14 protein-coding genes and 1 pseudogene are annotated in these 15455 nt (G+C 71.5%); 8 read left to right on the top strand and 7 right to left on the bottom strand.

All coding sequences use genetic code 11. From position 1 onward, the window contains the following. Positions 1–36: 36 nt before the first annotated feature. The 4 genes from A4R43_RS12055 to A4R43_RS12070 are packed head-to-tail and all read right to left on the bottom strand — an operon-like array spanning position 37 to position 4390. A complete protein-coding gene (locus A4R43_RS12055) occupies positions 37–1203 on the bottom strand; it encodes an ROK family protein (protein ID WP_236808929.1) in 1167 nt (388 codons plus the stop codon). Beyond that, positions 1187–2053, bottom strand: coding sequence for a carbohydrate ABC transporter permease (locus A4R43_RS12060; protein WP_113692428.1), 867 nt, complete (start codon positions 2051–2053; stop codon positions 1187–1189). Before A4R43_RS12060 ends, A4R43_RS12055 begins: the two co-directional genes overlap by 17 nt. Next, a complete protein-coding gene (locus A4R43_RS12065; protein ID WP_205215306.1) occupies positions 2050–2991 on the bottom strand; it encodes a carbohydrate ABC transporter permease in 942 nt (313 codons plus the stop codon). Before A4R43_RS12065 ends, A4R43_RS12060 begins: the two co-directional genes overlap by 4 nt. Positions 2992–3004: 13 nt before the next feature. After that, on the bottom strand, positions 3005–4390 hold the full coding sequence (locus tag A4R43_RS12070) for an ABC transporter substrate-binding protein (protein ID WP_113692429.1): 1386 nt from the start codon (positions 4388–4390) through the stop codon (positions 3005–3007). Between the two features lie 147 nt (positions 4391–4537). Between A4R43_RS12070 and A4R43_RS12075 the strand changes: the two genes are divergently transcribed. The 6 genes from A4R43_RS12075 (at position 4538) to A4R43_RS12100 (ending at position 10758) form a co-directional block, all read left to right on the top strand. Next, positions 4538–5587, top strand: coding sequence for a zinc-binding dehydrogenase (locus A4R43_RS12075; RefSeq protein ID WP_205215307.1), 1050 nt, complete (start codon positions 4538–4540; stop codon positions 5585–5587). 4 nt (positions 5588–5591) lie between these two features. Next, entirely contained in the window at positions 5592–6389 is a 798-nt protein-coding gene (locus A4R43_RS12080) for a sugar phosphate isomerase/epimerase family protein (RefSeq protein ID WP_113697520.1), read from the top strand. Beyond that, a complete protein-coding gene (locus tag A4R43_RS12085) occupies positions 6386–7678 on the top strand; it encodes an MGH1-like glycoside hydrolase domain-containing protein (RefSeq protein ID WP_113692430.1) in 1293 nt (430 codons plus the stop codon). The genes A4R43_RS12080 and A4R43_RS12085 overlap by 4 nt, the downstream gene beginning before the upstream one ends. Beyond that, complete coding sequence (locus tag A4R43_RS12090; protein ID WP_113692431.1) at positions 7668–8234, top strand: peroxidase-related enzyme; 567 nt, start codon at positions 7668–7670, stop codon at positions 8232–8234. Before A4R43_RS12085 ends, A4R43_RS12090 begins: the two co-directional genes overlap by 11 nt. 162 nt (positions 8235–8396) lie before the next feature. Further along, complete coding sequence (locus A4R43_RS12095) at positions 8397–9827, top strand: DUF1996 domain-containing protein (RefSeq protein ID WP_162788419.1); 1431 nt, start codon at positions 8397–8399, stop codon at positions 9825–9827. A gap of 133 nt (positions 9828–9960) precedes the next feature. Beyond that, positions 9961–10758, top strand: a complete 798-nt coding sequence (locus tag A4R43_RS12100; protein WP_113697521.1) for an alpha/beta fold hydrolase — start codon at positions 9961–9963, stop codon at positions 10756–10758. Here the strand turns inward: A4R43_RS12100 and A4R43_RS12105 are convergent. Then, complete coding sequence (locus A4R43_RS12105; protein ID WP_113692432.1) at positions 10733–11149, bottom strand: DUF2000 domain-containing protein; 417 nt, start codon at positions 11147–11149, stop codon at positions 10733–10735. The genes A4R43_RS12100 and A4R43_RS12105 overlap by 26 nt on opposite strands. 78 nt (positions 11150–11227) lie before the next feature. On the opposite strand from A4R43_RS12105, the pseudogene A4R43_RS12110 reads away from it, so the two are divergent. Then, a pseudogene (locus A4R43_RS12110) lies at positions 11228–11998 on the top strand (helix-turn-helix transcriptional regulator); the annotation flags it as partial. Here A4R43_RS12110 and A4R43_RS43935 read toward each other — a convergent pair. Both A4R43_RS43935 and A4R43_RS12120 read right to left on the bottom strand, forming a co-directional pair. Further along, positions 11959–13107 carry an MFS transporter gene (locus A4R43_RS43935; protein WP_113692434.1) on the bottom strand — a complete coding sequence of 383 codons (1149 nt, stop codon included), beginning with the start codon at positions 13105–13107 and terminating at the stop codon, positions 11959–11961. The pseudogene A4R43_RS12110 and the gene A4R43_RS43935 overlap by 40 nt on opposite strands. A 49-nt stretch (positions 13108–13156) precedes the next feature. Further along, complete coding sequence (locus tag A4R43_RS12120; protein ID WP_113692435.1) at positions 13157–14071, bottom strand: LysR family transcriptional regulator; 915 nt, start codon at positions 14069–14071, stop codon at positions 13157–13159. Positions 14072–14166: 95 nt separating this feature from the next. On the opposite strand from A4R43_RS12120, the gene A4R43_RS12125 reads away from it, so the two are divergent. Then, positions 14167–15450, top strand: coding sequence for a CitMHS family transporter (locus tag A4R43_RS12125; protein ID WP_113692436.1), 1284 nt, complete (start codon positions 14167–14169; stop codon positions 15448–15450). Positions 15451–15455: the final 5 nt, after the last annotated feature.

Raw genomic sequence — 15455 nt, forward strand, 5'->3', positions numbered from 1 at the left:
TGAGTCTGTTCCGTGCGCCCGCCCCCGCGCAAGTGATCAAGCTTCGAGCGCGCGGTCCACCGCTTCGGGTGAGTACACCGACTCGACCACCATCGCGCGCAGGCCGAGCACGCCGGCCCGGTCGCCGAGGTCGCTGGTCACCACCTTCAGGTTGCGCGTGGCCCGCGGCAGCGCGCGCTGGTAGAGCAGCTCGCGCACCCCGGTGACGAACTGCGTCTCGGCCAGGTCGCCCGCCAGCACCAGGACCTGCGGGTTGACCAGGCACACCACTGTGCTCAGCACCTCCCCCACCAGCTGCCCGGCCTCACGCGCCAGCGCGGCCGCTTCGGGGGAACCGGCCGCGACGTGCTCGACGAACTCCCGGCTGGACGACGCGGGCACGCCCGCCGCGGTGAGCCGGTCGGCGAGCGCCGCGCCGCTGGCCAGCGCGGCGAGGCAGCCCTGCGCCCCGCACATGCAGCGCGCGGTCGAGGAGGCGTCCACCCGGATGTGCCCGAGGTCGCCCGCCCCGCCGTCGATGCCGCGGTACAGCCTGCCGCCGAGCACCAGCCCCGCGCCGATGCCGGTGGCGACCTTCACCAGCACCAGCGACGGGCAGTCCGGCGACCGGCTCATGTGCTCACCGAAGGCCATCGCGTTCGCGTCGTTGTCCACCACCACCGGCACGCCGAAGCGGCGGCCGAGGTGCCGCGAAATGGGGAAACCGTCCCACCCGGGCATGATCGGCGGCTGCCGCACGGTGCCCGATTCGAACTCGACCGGCCCCGGCACGCTGACCCCGATGCCCCGTACTTCCGGCCTGGTGAACCCGGCCTGTGCCAGCAGCGCGTCCAGTTCGCCTTCCACCCAGTTCAGCACCGGCTCCGGGCCGTCGGCGATGCGCAGCGGCGTCAGCGACTCGGCCAGCGACGTCCCCGCGAGGTCGAACACACCGAGCCGCGCGTGCGTGGCGCCGAGGTCGGCGGTCAGCACGACACCGTGGCGGTCGTTGAACTCCAGCTTCAGCGGCGGCCGCCCGCCGGTCGAGCCGCCGACCCCGCCGGTGCGCAGGAACCCGGCCGCGCGCAGGGCGTCGAGGCGCTGGCCCACCGTCGAGCGCGCGAGCCCGGTCTGCTCCTGCAGTTCGGCGCGCGTGCTCGCCCGGCCGGTCCGCACCAGCCACAGCAGGTGGCCGGCGGACGAGCAGTCATCCCTTGTCAGCACCGCTGGTGAGCCCTTCGGTCAGCATCCGTTCCGCCGCGTAGAACAGCAGCACGATCGGAATGGTCAGCACCACCGACCCGGCCATCAGCACGGTCTTCGGCACCTCGATGCCACCGGCGAGCTGCGCCAGGCCGAGCGAGACCGTCCACTTCTCCCGGTCGGCCACCAGGAACAGCAGGGCGAACAGGAACTCGTTCCATGCGATCATGAAAACGTACAGTGCGTTGGCCATGATCGCCGGAGCGGCCAGCGGCACGGTGACCCGCCACAGCACCTGGCCGCGCGAGCAGCCGTCGATCGCGGCGGCTTCCTCGATGCTCTCCGGAATGGTGCTCAGGTAGTTGCGCAGCATGTAGATCGAGACCGGGATGGTCTGCGCCACGTAGACGATGGTCAGCCCGACCAGCGAATCGCGCAGGCCCAGCTTGGTGAACAGGACGAACAGCGGGACCGCGAGCAGGATCGCCGGGAACAGGTAGACCGCCAGGAACAGGAAGTGGACCTGCCGGTGCCCGAAGAACCGCAGCCGGCTCACCGCGTACGAACCCGGGATGGACACCAGCAGCGTCAGCACCACCGTGCCCAGCGACACCAGCGCCGAATTGACCAGCAGCCCGAGCATGCCCTGCCCGCCGGCGTCCTCTGGCGACAGCACTTCCTCGTAGGTCGAGGTGGTCCACTGCGAAACGCTCACCCACAACGCGCCCGGATCACGCAGCAGGTCCTCGATCGGCCGGATCGACAGCACGATCATGTAGTAGAAGGGGAACAGCGTGGCCAGCGCGAGCCCGGCGAGCACCACCCACCGCAGGACGCGGAACAGCCTGGTTTCGAAGGTATCCCGGTTCACGCCTTGTCCTCCGGTTTCGGGGCGAAGAACTTCAGGTACACCGCGAGGAACACCAGCAGCACCGCGGCCAGCGCGAGCGCCTGCGCCGAGGCGGCACCGACGTCGAAGCGCGCGGTGATGAAGTCGTAGACCCGCACGCTGGCCACATCCGTGCCCGCGCCACCGCCGGTGAGCAGGTACACGTCGTCGAACTTGGTGAAGTTCATCACGAACCGGAGCATCGCCAGCAACGCGATCACCCCGGCCAGCTGCGGCAGCAGGATGTGCCGGAAGCGCTGGGTCGGCGTGGCGCCGTCCACCCTGGCCGCCTCCTCCAGCTCACCCGGGATCGCCTGCAGCCGCGCGAGCAGGAACAGGAAGGCGAACGGGAAGTACCGCCAGCCCTCGAAGACGATCACCGTGAGCAGCGCGACCGGGACCGGGATGTCCATGCCCAGCAGGGAAATCGTGGCCTCGCGCTGGGTGAGGAAGGCGATCGGCCGGTCCCAGCCGAACAGCCGGGCTCCCCATTCGTTGACGATGCCGTACTGCGGGCTGAGCATCACCTCCCAGACGAAGGCGACCGCGACCACCGGCGCGACGTACGGCAGCAGCATCGCCCCGCGCAGGAAACCCCGGCCGCGGAAGGGTTTCCGCAGCGCGAGCGCGGCGACCAGGCCGAGCGCGAGCGACAGCACCGTGCCGCCGATCGCGTAGACCAGCGTGGTCGCCACCGAACTCCAGAACCCGGGCGAGCCGAACACGCTGACGAAGTTCTGCAGCGTGTACCGCTCGAACAGGCCGGTGTCGCGGACGTTGATCAGCCGGATGCGCTGGAAGGCGAGCACCAGCGTCCACAGCATCGGCAGCACCACCACGGCCAGCACCACCAGCAGGGTCGGCGAGATCATCGCCAGCCCGGCGCGGTTTTCCTGCTGCCGCAGGCTCCCCTTCTTCACGCCATCACCCCAGTCACTTCAGGGAGGTCTGGATCGAGCGGATCTCCTCCGCGGCCTCTTCGGCGGCCTCACCCGGCGGGCTGCCGCCGAGCATCGCGTCCACCGCCTTCGGCACCGGCATCTCCCCGGCGGTCGCGCCGACCAGCACGCCCTGCCCCTGCTCGAATCCCCAGCGGGCGAAGCGTTCCGGGCTCTCCCGCAGCGCGACGATGGTCTCCGGCGGGTAGATCTCGGCGAGCGGGCGCTTGGTGTCCACCCCGGCCGGGAAGTTTTCCCACGCCCTGGCGAACTTCTCCGGCTCGGCGGCGGTCCCGCGGCGCGCCGGGATCTTGCCTTCCGGCGCCATCGCCAGCCACTCCGGATAGGCCTGCTCCCCCATCATGAACTCGACGAACTTCTTGGCCTCCTCGCGTTTCGCGCCGACCTGCACGGTCCACGAGGTCAGTTCGCCGTACTGCTTCGGCTCGGTGCCGTCCGGTCCGGCGATCGCGCTGACCACGCCGCTGTTGCGCGCCAGGAAGCCGGGATCGGCGGCGCATTCCGGGCAGGCGGGCAGCGCGTCGTCACGCAGGCCGCCGAGTTCGTCGAGCAGGAAGGACGACCACACGATCATCGCGGACCGCCCGGCGAAGTAGGTGGCGCGGGTGCTGTCGATGTCCTGCGCGCCCGGCGGCGAATGGTTCCCCACGACGTCGCCGACGAAGTCGAAGGTCGTGCGGCACGGCCCGCTGTCGAGCGCGATGCCGCCGTCGTCACCGACGAGTTCGCAGCCGTTGCCGACGGCGAGCCCTTCGAACGCCTGCCCGGTGGCCGCGTCGTTCGCCGCGGTGGCCATCGAGATCCCGGCCCGGTCGCCCTGGTCGAGCCGGCGCGCGGCCTCGGTGATCCGGTCGTAGGTGTCCGGCGGGGCGAGCCCGGCGGCGGCGAAAAGATCCTTGCGGTAGACCAGGATCTGCGCCCAGCCGTCCGACGGCACGGCGAGCTGACCGCCCCCGTCGCTGGTGAGTTCGAGTGCGCGCCGGGAGAAGGTCTCCGGGCCGAGCGCCCGCACGATCTCCTGGCTCGCGGCGGTGTCGAGCAGCTCGTTGCCCGCCAGCTGCCAGGTCGCGGTCAGCGGCAGCGCGCCGATCACGTCGGGCAGCTTGCCCGCCGCGGCCGAGGACATCACCAGCTGGCTGAACTGGTTCTCGTCGACCGCCACCAGCTCGACCGGGATGCCGGTCGCCTCGGTGAACCGCGCCGCGATCCGCTGCGTGGCCTGGAACCGGTCGGTCAGGTTCTCCAGGCTCCACACCACCAAGGCCGGGCTCTGCCCCGGCGCCGTCCCGCACCCCGTGAGCAGCGTCCCGCCCAGCACCACGCTGAGCACCAACGCCACCGCCCGGAAGCTCCATCGCATTCCGTGCCTCCACTTCTGGCCGCAGGAGCCACATCGAAACAGACCTTATGATTGATGGCAAGACATAAGTAGGTATAGTCCCGGGCGTAAGCCCCAGTTGTCAGTTGTCGTCGCAGTTTTTGTCGCAGTTGCTCCTCAGGAGGACCGTTGCCCGGCGCCGTGCGAGTTGTCCAGTTCACCGGCCCGCGCCAGGTCGAACTGGCCGAGGTCCCGGCCGAGCCGCTCGGCGAGGACCAGGTCCGCGTGCGCACCCGGTTCTCCGGCATCTCGGCGGGCACCGAGCTGACCGCCTACCGCGGCACGAACCCGTACCTGACCCGCCGGTGGAACGCCGGGCTGCGGTTGTTCACCTCGGACGCCGACGTGCCCGGACTGCGGTACCCCGTCGCCGGCTGGGGTTACTCGGAAGCCGGTGAGGTGGTCGAAGCCGCGCCGGGCACCGGATTCGCGGCGGGTGACCAGGTCTGGGGCATCTGGGGACATCGCAGCGAAGCCGTGGTACCCGCGGAAAAGCTGCGGCCGGTACCCGACGGCCTCGACCCGCTGGCGGCCTCGTTCGCCAGGGTGGGCGCGGTCGCGCTCAACGCCATCCTGGCCGCGGACCTGCACCTCGGCGAGGTGGTGGCGATCTTCGGCCAGGGCGTGATCGGCCTGCTGGCCACGCAGATGGCACGGCGGAGCGGAGCCGAGGTGATCGCGGTGGACGGGCTCGCGCCCCGGCGCGCGGAGGCGCTCAAGGCCGGGGCCGTGCGCGCGTTCGACCCGGCTGGTGAGCCGGTCGCGGAAGGCGTGCGGGAGTACACCGGCGGTGCGGGCGCGGACGTCGCGATCGAGCTGAGCGGGGTGTACCCGGCGCTGCACGAGGCGATCCGCACGGTCACCACCGGCGGCCGGGTGGTCGCCGCCGGGTTCTACCAGGACGAAGGCCTCGGGCTGCGGCTCGGTGAGGAGTTCCACCACAACCGCGTCGAGCTGGTCAGCTCCCAGATCGGCGGGGTGAGCGCGCGGCTGTCCGGGCGCTGGGACCAGGCGCGGCTGAACGAGACCTTCCTGCGGCTGAGCGCGCGGGGCGCGCTCGACCCGGTTTCGCTGGTCACCCACCGGCTCCCGCCGTCGCACGCGGGCGAGGCCTACCGGCTGCTCGACACCGATCCCGGTGCCGCGCTGCAGATCGTGCTCGATTTCGACCAGGAGTGAAGTGGTGCCCCGATTCGGCTGTCAGGAACAGTTGCTGCCAGGAGAGACGCTGGAGCGGAAGTGGGAGTTCGCGCTGGCGGCCGGCTACCACGCGATCGAACTGCGCGGCCGGGGTGACTACGCGCTGCTCGACCGGCTGCCCGAGCTGCGGCGCGCGGCCGCGTCCGGGGTGGTCATGCCGACCGTCTGCGTGGAGATGTCCCACTTCTTCGGCGCCTTCGACCCGGAACTGCGGGCGGACGCGATCGCGCAGCTCAAGTCGCAGCTGTCGGTGGTCGCCGAACTCGGCGGGCAGGGCGTGATGACCCCGGCGTCCTACGGCATGTTCTCGCGCCGCCTGCCGCCGTTCGAACCACCGCGCAGCGAAGCGGAGGATCGCGAAGTGCTGCTCGCCGGGCTGACCGAACTCGGCGAGCACGCCGCCACCGAGGGCGTGCACCTGTACCTCGAACCGCTCAACCGCTACGAGGACCACATGGTCAACCGGCTCGCGCAGGCCGCCGAGCTGATCGAGGAAACCGGGCTGGACTCGATCCGGATCGCCGCCGACACCTACCACATGAACATCGAGGAGGACGATCCCGTCACCGCGCTGACCAGGGCCGGGCACCACGTCGGGCACGTCCACGCCAGCGAGTCGAACCGCGCCCAGCCGGGCACCGGGCACGTCGACTGGCCCGGGGTGCTCGGCGCGCTGACCGCCATCGGCTACTCGGGGTACCTGACCCTGGAATGCCGTCCGCGCGGGGAACCCGCCGAGGCGCTGCGCTCGGTGCCCGCGTTCCTGCGGCGGGCCGCGTGACCCCGGCGAGACTCGGCCTGCGCGCGCGGGCGAGCCGGGTGCTGCTGGACAACTGGCACGGGCAGTCCACCGTGCCCTCGGGCGGGCTGTACCCGCACCAGTGGAGCTGGGACTCCGCGTTCATCGCGCTGGGCCTGCGGCACCTGTCCCCGCGGCGCGCGCAGCGGGAACTGGAGTCGCTGTTCGGCGCGCAGTGGCCGGACGGGCGGGTCCCGCACATCGTGTTCGACGCGGCCACCCCGGCCGACGCCTACTTCCCCGGGCCCGGTTTCTGGGCCTCCGCCGCGGTGACCGGCCCTGGTTTTCCCGCGACCTCCGGGCTGATCCAGCCGCCGGTGCACGCGCTGGCCGCGTGGGAGACCTTCCGCGCGGCGCCGGAACTCGCCCGTGAACGCGGGTTCCTGCCGCGGCTGTACCCGCGGCTGGTGGCGTGGCACCGGTACCTGACCGGCCGCCGGGACTTCGGCGGGCGCGGGCTGGTGTGCGTGGTGCACCCGTGGGAGTCCGGAATGGACAACAGCCCCGCCTGGGACGAGCCGCTGGGCCGCGTCCGGCCCGCCACCGCGTTCACCCGCCGCGACCTGGACCACGCCGCCGCCGGGGAGCGGCCGACCGATCTGGACTACGGCCGGTACGTCCGGCTCGCGCGGACCTACCGCGACCTCGGGTACGCCGACGATCCGGCCGGGCACGAGTTCGCCGTGGAGGATCCGCTGACCAACGCGCTGCTGGCGGCGTCGGAGGCCGCGCTGGCCGAGATCGCCGCCGAGCTGGGGCACGACCCGGCCCCGCACCTGGCCGAGCTGGCCCGGCTGACCGCCGCGCTGGTGGACGTCCTGTTCGACGAGGGCGACGGCTGCTTCCACGCCCGGGACGTCCACAGTGGACAGGTGTTGCGCCTGGGCAGCGTCGGCGGGCTGGTGCCGCTGGTGGTGCCCGGCCTGCCGGTGGCCGACGCGCTGGTCAAGACCATGCTGGGGCCGCGGTTCCGGCTCGGTGAGCTCGGCCTGCCGCCCAGCTTCGACCTGACCGACGGGCGGTTCGAGCCCGCCCGGTACTGGCGTGGCCCGGCCTGGTTCAACATCGGCTGGCTGCTCTGGCACGGGCTCCGGCTGCACGGTGAGGACGAACTCGCCGGGACCGTGCGCGCGGGCCTGCTCAGCGCCGCCGACGACGCCGGGTTCCGCGAGTACGTCGACCCGCTGACCCGCAGCGGCCACGGCGCGCACGACTTCAGCTGGACCGCGGCGGTGGTGCTGGACCTCCTAGAGTGGGGCCATGAGCGATGACGTGAGCCGCTTTCCCGTGGTGGAACCGGCGGAACTGCCCGAGGACCTGCGTGACCGCGTCGGCGCGATCGCCGAAAAGTCCGGTTTTGTGCCGAACATCTTCCGCGCGCTGGGCCACCGCCCCGCCGAGCTGCGGGCTTTCCTCGACTACCACGACGCGCTGATGGACCGCTCGGACGGGCTCAGCAAGGCCGAACGCGAACTCGTCGTGGTCGCCACCTCCGGCGCCAACCACTGCACCTACTGCGTGGTGGCACACGGCGCGATCCTGCGCATCCGCGCGAAGGACCCCGAGCTGGCCGACCGGGTGTCCAGCAACCCGTGGCAGGTCGAACTGGACGAGCGCGGGCGCGCCATCATCGACCTGGCGCTCGCGCTGGCCCGCGATTCGGCGCGCTTCGGCGAGCCCGAACTCGCGGCGGCGCGGGCGGCCGGGCTCACCGAGGACGAGATCTGGGACGTCGGCGCCATCACCGCGCTGTTCGCCATGTCGAACCGGCTCGCGCACCTGACCGCGCTGCGCCCGAACCCCGAGTTCTTCACCATGGGCCGTTAGGGCCAGTTCCGCTGCGCCGGACGGCGCAACCTCATCCGCGAGCTGAACACCCGCCGGCGGCCGGACGTAATTGCGTTCGAAGCCGCGTCTTCCCCGGCCGGAAACAATTTCCGGCGACGCGGCCCCCGCCCCGACGAAGTTCTGACCCCGATGAGGTAATCCATGGGTAGACATCGCATTTCCCGGCGCGCGAAACTGACCACCGGCGCGCTCGGGCTGGTGATCGCGGTCGGCGTGGTGACGGTCAGCGCGACCGCCGGTGACCCCGCACCGGCGAGCGCGGACGGCGCCGACAGGTCGCTGTTCGCCGACATCCTCACCGTGCCGCCGAACGTGCGGATTCCCGCACCGCAGCGCAAAGCGAGCAAAGGTACGTTCACGGTCGACTGTGGACGGAACGAGAACGGGCACTTCAACCCGGACAACTTCATCGCCCAGCCGGGGGTCCGCAACGGCGCCCAGCACCTGCACGACTACGTGGGCAACCTGTCCACCAACGCCGATTCCAGCAACCGCAGCCTGGCGCGCGCGGGGACCACGTGCAAAAACGGCGACAAGTCCACCTATTTCTGGCCCGTGCTGCGCATCAGCGAAGAAGAAGAGCCCGCGGAAAATCCGCCCGCGGCGGAACAGAAAGCACAGCGGAAGCAAGCACAGGCGGCCGACCAGCAGGCCAAGGCGCAGCCGCGGGTGGACTGCCCGGACGTGGCCAGCCAGCTGCCCGAAGAGGTCCCGGAGCCCGCGCAGGACGAGGTCGACGCCGAACTGGGCGCACTCGACAGCCAGCTCGACGCCGCCGAGCAGAAGGTGCAGGCCGGTGAGGACCCGGCCGCCGTGCTCGAACCGCTGAAGGGTGAGCGAGCCGCCGCCATCGACCGCATGAGCGACGCGATCGGGGCCGGGCTGCCCGACCTCGCGCAGTGCGGGATCAAGGACCAGGGCAATCCCGGTGTGGCCAACGGTGACGAGAACAGCGACGCCGCGCAGGCCGAAGGCACCGCGCAGGAAGCGGCCCGGCCGCAGCCGGAGGAGAACGACAACAACGAGCTGGAGGGCAACGAGGGCGAGATCCAGCGCCCGGCGAAGGTGGACCTGACCTTCCGCGGCAGCCCGGTCACCCGGGTCACCGCGATGCCGCGTTTCCTGCGGATCCTCTACGGTGACGCGAAGGTGAGCACGAACGGCCCGAAGAACGCGCGGGATTCGTGGACGTGCAGCGGGTTCGAAGACAGGGTGCTGATGAACAAGTACCCGATCTGCCCCGAGGGCAGCAAGGTGGTGCGGCTGCACGACTTCCCGAGCTGCTGGGACGGCCGGAACATCGATTCGGCCAACCACCGCGACCACATCGTCTTCCCGGACCAGAACGGCCGGTGCGGGCGGGGTTTCCGCGCGGTGCCGCAGCTGCGGATCACGCTGACCTACGACATCCCGCGTGAGGTGCAGCTCGCCGGGCGGTACGCGGTGGACTCGTTCCCGGAGGAGGCGCACAACCCGCTGAGCGACCACGACGACTTCGCGAACGTGATGTCGCAGCGCATCATGTGGCGCCTGGTGAACTGCGTCAACCGGGGCAGAACCTGCCAGGAGTGACACCCCCGCGCGGCCGGGCCGGGCCGGGCCGGGACGACCGGCCCGGCCGGGCGACCAAGTGGTTGCCATCGGAAGTCCTCCGCGGGTATCGGCGGATCCAGGTCTTCCGATGGTGACCACTAGGATCATCGGCATGCCCATCGTGCTGGCGCCGGACGGCGTGGAGCTGTACTACGAGCTGCACGGCCATGGCGACCGCGTGCTGGTCCTGCTGGCCGGTCAGGCCAACAACCACCACTGGTGGGACAGCGTCCGCGCGGACTTCGAGCCGTACTTCCGCACCGTCGTCTACGACCACCGCGGGGTCGGCCGGAGCGGCAAGCCGGCCGACGACTCCTACAGCACCAGGGGTTTCGCGGCCGACGTGGTGGCCATTTTGGACGATCTCGGCGTCGAGCGCGCCGACGTGTACGGCACCTCGATGGGTGGCCGCGTGGCGCAGTGGCTGGCCGCCGACCACCCCGGCCGGGTGCACCGGCTGGTGCTCGGCTGCACCTCGCCCGGCCTGCCCCACGGCCTCGAACGCGACCGCGAGGTCAAGCGCGCCCTCGGCCAGCGGGACGGCGCCGCGGCCCGGCGGGCGCTGCTGGAGCTGATGTACACGCCGGGCTGGCTCGCCACGCACCCCGGCCCGTACCGCACGCTCGGCGACCCGGCCATGCCACCGCACGCCCGCCGCGCGCACCTGCTCGCCAGCGCCCAGCACAACAGCTGGGACGCCCTGCCCGCGATCACCGCGCCCACGCTCGTGGTGCACGGCACCGACGACGTGTTCAACCCCACCGCCAACGCTCCCCTGCTCGCCGAGCGCATCCCGGACGCCCGGCTGCACCTGATCCCCGGCGCCCGGCACGCCTACTTCGAGGAGTTCCGCGACATCGCGAGCCCGCTGGTGCTGGACTTCCTCACGGATGCAGGCTCGCGCCCTTGAGCACCTTGTCCACCGCGTTCTTGGGGCCGTGCAGCGCGATGCCGACCAGGTTCAGCTTCTCGGCGGGCACCGCCCGCACCGCCGCCCGGTTGTCCTCGTCGTTGCCGGTGCCGAACAGCTCTTCGGTGAACACCGCGAGCTTGAGCCCGCGGGACAGCGCGCGGCCGTGCGCGGTGGTCAGCAGGTCCGCGTTCCCGGTGAAGACCAGCACCGGCTGGCGGAACATCGCCAGGTACTCGGTGCCGTCGGCGTCGGCGTAGGGCTCACCGATCAGGGCTGGCTCGGCCCCGGCGACCGCGCTGCTCAGGAAGGCGGTGACGTTGAGCCGCTGCCACGACTCCAGGTCGTCGCGCAGCAGGATGGCGATCTTCGTGTCGAACCGGGCGGTCACGGGGGTGCTCCTCCAAAGACGCTGACTGGGCCTTCAGCATGCGCTCCCCGCGGCGACCCGGTCTTGTATGTTCTTGACATGATCCGGGCCTGGAAACCGGGCGTGCCCGGGGTCGCCGAGGTCTTCCACGCGCGGTTCACCGACCACGCCTACCCGCCGCACACCCACGACGCGTGGACCGTGCTGATCGTGGACGACGGTGCCGTCCGGTTCGACCTGGACCTGCACCACCACGGCATCGGCACGCCGTCGGTGACGGTGCTGCCGCCGCACGTGCCGCACGACGGGCGCTCGGCCACCGAAGGCGGCTTCCGCAAGCGGGTGCTCTACGTGGACACCTCGGTGCTCGGCGCCGAGCTGGCCGGGGCCGCGGTGGACCGGCCCACGTTGTCCGATCCGGCGCTGCGGTACCGCGTCCACCAGCTGCACCTGACCCTGGTGCGGCGTGACGAACTGGAAGCCGAGAGCAGGCTGGCGCTGGTCGCCGAACGGCTGCGCAGCCACCTGCGGCGGCGGCGCGGGCAGCCGCCCGTGCCGGTCCCCCGGCTGGCCGGTGACCTGCGGGACCTGCTCGACGAGCACACCGTGGACGGGCTCACCCTGCGCGACGCGTCCGCGGTGCTGCACGCGCACCCCGCCCACCTCGTCCGCACCTTCACCAGGGCCTTCGGCCTGCCGCCGCACCTGTACCTGACCGGGCGCCGGGTGGACCTGGCGCGGCGGCTGCTGCTGGCCGGGCAGCGCCCCGCCGAGGTGGCCACCGCCGCCGGTTTCCACGACCAGGCGCACCTGAGCAGGCACTTCAAGCGTCATCTCGGGGTCACGCCCGGCCGGTTCACCGGTCGCCGGAGCATCAGCGAGACCACCACGCCCGCGACAACTCCGCCGAGCACGAGCACCACCGACGGTGACGAAGCGTCCACGACCAGCCCGCCGAGCCAGGCGCCGGCGGCAATGGTCGCCTGGAAGGACGCGGTGAACACCACGGTCGCGGCCTCGGGTGCCTCTGGAGCGGCCTGGGCGAACCAGGTCTGCGAGCACACCGGCACGGCGCCGTAGGCCAGGCCCCACACGATCAACAACACCAGCGCGCCCACCGGGTTCCCGCCGAGCACCGGGAGCAGCGCCGTCGCCGCGGCGAGCCCGGCGGCGGCCACCGCCAGCGTCCGGCGCGGTCGCCTGTCCACAGTGGACCCGGCGAGGAAGTTCCCGCCGACGCCCGCGAGCCCGTACACCAGCAGGAAAACGGTGACCGATCCGGGATCCAGCCGGGTGACGCCGAACAGGAACGGGGTCACGTAGGTGTAGGTGCCGAAGTGGGCCAGCACCACCAGGAAGGTCACCAGCAGTCCGGTTCGGACACTCCGCCGCCGCAGCAGCCCGGTGAGCACGGCGGCGCTGGTCACCTCGCGTGCGGGCAGCGCGGGAACACAGGCGAGCATGGCGAGCCACAACACGGTGGTGAACACGCCCAGCACCACAAAGGCCGTGCGCCAGCCCGCCAGTTCACCGAGGAACGTACCGGCGGGCACGCCGAGCACCGAGCCGAGCGGCACCGCCGAGAAGATCACCGCCTTGGCCACGCCTGCCCGCTCCGGCGCGACCAGCCGCGGCGCGAGCCCGGCACCGATCGACCAGAACGCGCCGATCACCAGCCCGACCAGCACCCTGGACGCCAGCAGGACCGGGTAGACCGGCGCGACGGCGGCCAGGAAGTCGGCGAAGGCGAGCAGCAAAACCAACGCACACAGCATGGTCCGCCGGTCGATCCGCCCGGTCGCGGTGGTCACCACCGGGGCGGCGAGCGCGGCGAGCAGGCCGGGCAAGGTCATCGTCAGCCCGGCCGTGCCGTCCGAGATCCCGAATTCGCGCGCTATCGCGGTGAGCAGGCCGATCGGCAGGATTTCGGTGGTGACGATGGAGAAGATTCCGAGTGTTATGCAGAAAACCGCGGGCATGCGGACAGTTCACCAACGGACGCGGGAAAAGTCCGGCGTGTTCGCGACATCACCCTTGTAGCCAGTGCGCTTCGGGCGGCAGCTGCGGTCGTTCGGTGAACAGGGCGTCCACAAAGGCGCGTACCGCGGGAGCGAGAGGCCGCGCCGGATCGCGCACCACGGCGATGGTGCGGTCCACCGAGGGCCCGGCCAGCGGCGAATGTTCCAGCCCGGCGAAGGAAACCAGCGGCAGCACCAGTCCCGGCACCGCCGAGACACCCAGCCCGGCGGCCACCAGCCCGGCCACGGCCGCGATGTTCCTGGCCTCGATCCGGCGCCCGGTGACCACCGAAGCGGAATCGAGCGCGCGGTCGGCCAGGCTCCGGATGCTCGACGCGGTGCCGAAGGCGATGAACGGCTCCCCCGCCAGCGAAGCCCAGTCACGCACCGGTTCGTGGCCGGGCGGGTAGACGCAGCAGAACCGGTCGGCCGCCAGCTCCCGCACTTCGAGGTCCGGCAGCGGCTCGGTCACCACCGTCACCGCCAGGTCCACCTCGCCCGCGCGGACCCGGTCGAGCACCTCACCCGACAAAGCGTCCTCGATGGACATCTCCACCGCCGGGTGCGCACGCCGGTAGGCCGCGACCACCGGCGGCAGCAGGATCGCCGCGAGCGAGGGCAGCGTGGCCACCCGCACGTGCCCGCTGGCGCCCTCCAGGAACCCGGCGAAGTGGCGCATCCCGGCGTCGAAGGAAGCCAGCACGCCGCGGGCGATCCGGACGAACTCGGCGCCTTCCGGGGTCAGTTCGAGCCGCCGCGTGGTGCGTTCGAACAGGGCGACACCGACCCGCCGCTCCACCTCGCCGATCGCCCGGCTCAGCGAGGACTGCGCCAGGTGCAGGCGTTGCGCGGCGCTGGTGAAGCCACCGGCGTCGGCCACCTCGACCACGGCACGCAGCTGGGGAACCGTCAGATCCATGCGCATGGTGCATCATTCTATGCGAATTCCTTGCTTGACCTCGATAGCGGCTTGGCTCACAGTCGTGGCGTCAACGGTGACCGGGTGAAAGGCCGAAACACATGCTTGCCCTGGCGGGATTCCTGACCATCGCGGTCTTCCTGGCCGGTGTGCTCTCGCGCCGCGTGTCGGTGCTGCTGGCGCTCACCGTGATCCCCATCCTGGCCGGGCTCGCCGTCGGCGCGGCGCCCCGGCTCGGCGAGCTGATCGGCAAGGGGCTGACCACGGTCGCCCCGGTGGCCATCATGATCACCTTCGCGGTGCTCTACTTCTGCCTGATGATCGAGGCCGGGTTGTTCGACCCGGCGGTGGCCAGGATCCTGCGCTGGGCCAAGGGCGACCCGCTCAAGATCACCGTCGGCACCGCGGTGCTCACCCTGCTGGTGGCGCTCGACGGCGACGGCGCGTCCACCTTCCTGATCACGGTTTCGGCGATGCTGCCGCTCTACCGCAGGCTCGGCATGCGGCCGCTGGTGCTGGCCGGGGTGGTCTGCCTCGGCGCGGGCGTGATGAACCTGGTGCCGTGGGGCGGGCCGACCGCGCGGGCGATGGCGGCGATGGACGCGGGCAGCGGTGAGCTGTTCCTGCCGCTGCTGCCCGCGATGATCGGCGGGGTGCTGTGGGTGCTCGTCGCCGCGTACCTGATCGGCCGGGCCGAGCGCAAGCGCCTCGGCGTGATCACGCTCGAACCGGCCGCCGAGGCGCTGCCCGAACGCACGCGTGCCGAGCGGATTCGCTTCTGGCTCAACGTGGTGCTCACGCTCGCGCTGGTCGCCGCCCTGCTCGCGCAGCTGGCCAAGCTGGAGATCCTGTTCGTCATCGCCTTCGTGCTCGCGCTGCTGGTGAACCGGCCGAAGTGGCCGCAGCAGCAGGAGCTGTTCGAGAAGCACGGGCACAACGTGGTGCTGGTGACCACGATGATCTTCGCCGCCGGGGTGTTCACCGGGGTGCTCTCGGGCACCGGCATGATCGACGCGATGGCCCGCGCGCTGGTCGGCGTCATCCCGGACTGGGCGGCGGGCGCGCTGCCGCCGCTCACCGCGCTCACCGGCATGCCGCTGAGCCTGGTGTTCACCCCGGATGCCTACTACTTCGGCGTGATGCCGGTGCTGGCCGAAACCAGCGCGGCGCTGGGCGGTGACCCGAACGAGGTGGCCAGGGCGGCGCTGCTGGGCCAGATGACCACCGGGTTCCCGCTGAGCCCGCTGACCGCGTCCACCTTCATCCTGGTCGGCATGGCGGGCGTCGATCTCGGCGCGCACCAGCGGTTCATCTTCAAGTGGGCGTTCGGCACCACGCTGGTGATGACCGCGGTCGCCCTGCTCACCGGCGCCATCTCCGGCTGAAAAGG

The sequence above is a fragment of the Amycolatopsis albispora genome, from assembly GCF_003312875.1.
GTDB lineage: Bacteria > Actinomycetota > Actinomycetes > Mycobacteriales > Pseudonocardiaceae > Amycolatopsis > Amycolatopsis albispora.

What these genes read in the sequence shown, in the direction of transcription:
- A4R43_RS12070 (WP_113692429.1), bottom strand. Translation starts at nt 4,390, where the DNA reads ATGCGATGGAGCTTCCGGGCGGTGGCGTTGGTGCTCAGCGTGGTGCTG.
- A4R43_RS12090 (WP_113692431.1), top strand. Translation starts at nt 7,668, where the DNA reads ATGAGCGATGACGTGAGCCGCTTTCCCGTGGTGGAACCGGCGGAACTG.
- A4R43_RS12095 (WP_162788419.1), top strand. Translation starts at nt 8,397, where the DNA reads ATGGGTAGACATCGCATTTCCCGGCGCGCGAAACTGACCACCGGCGCG.
- A4R43_RS12100 (WP_113697521.1), top strand. Translation starts at nt 9,961, where the DNA reads ATGCCCATCGTGCTGGCGCCGGACGGCGTGGAGCTGTACTACGAGCTG.
- A4R43_RS43935 (WP_113692434.1), bottom strand. Translation starts at nt 13,107, where the DNA reads ATGCCCGCGGTTTTCTGCATAACACTCGGAATCTTCTCCATCGTCACC.
- A4R43_RS12120 (WP_113692435.1), bottom strand. Translation starts at nt 14,071, where the DNA reads ATGCGCATGGATCTGACGGTTCCCCAGCTGCGTGCCGTGGTCGAGGTG.
- A4R43_RS12125 (WP_113692436.1), top strand. Translation starts at nt 14,167, where the DNA reads ATGCTTGCCCTGGCGGGATTCCTGACCATCGCGGTCTTCCTGGCCGGT.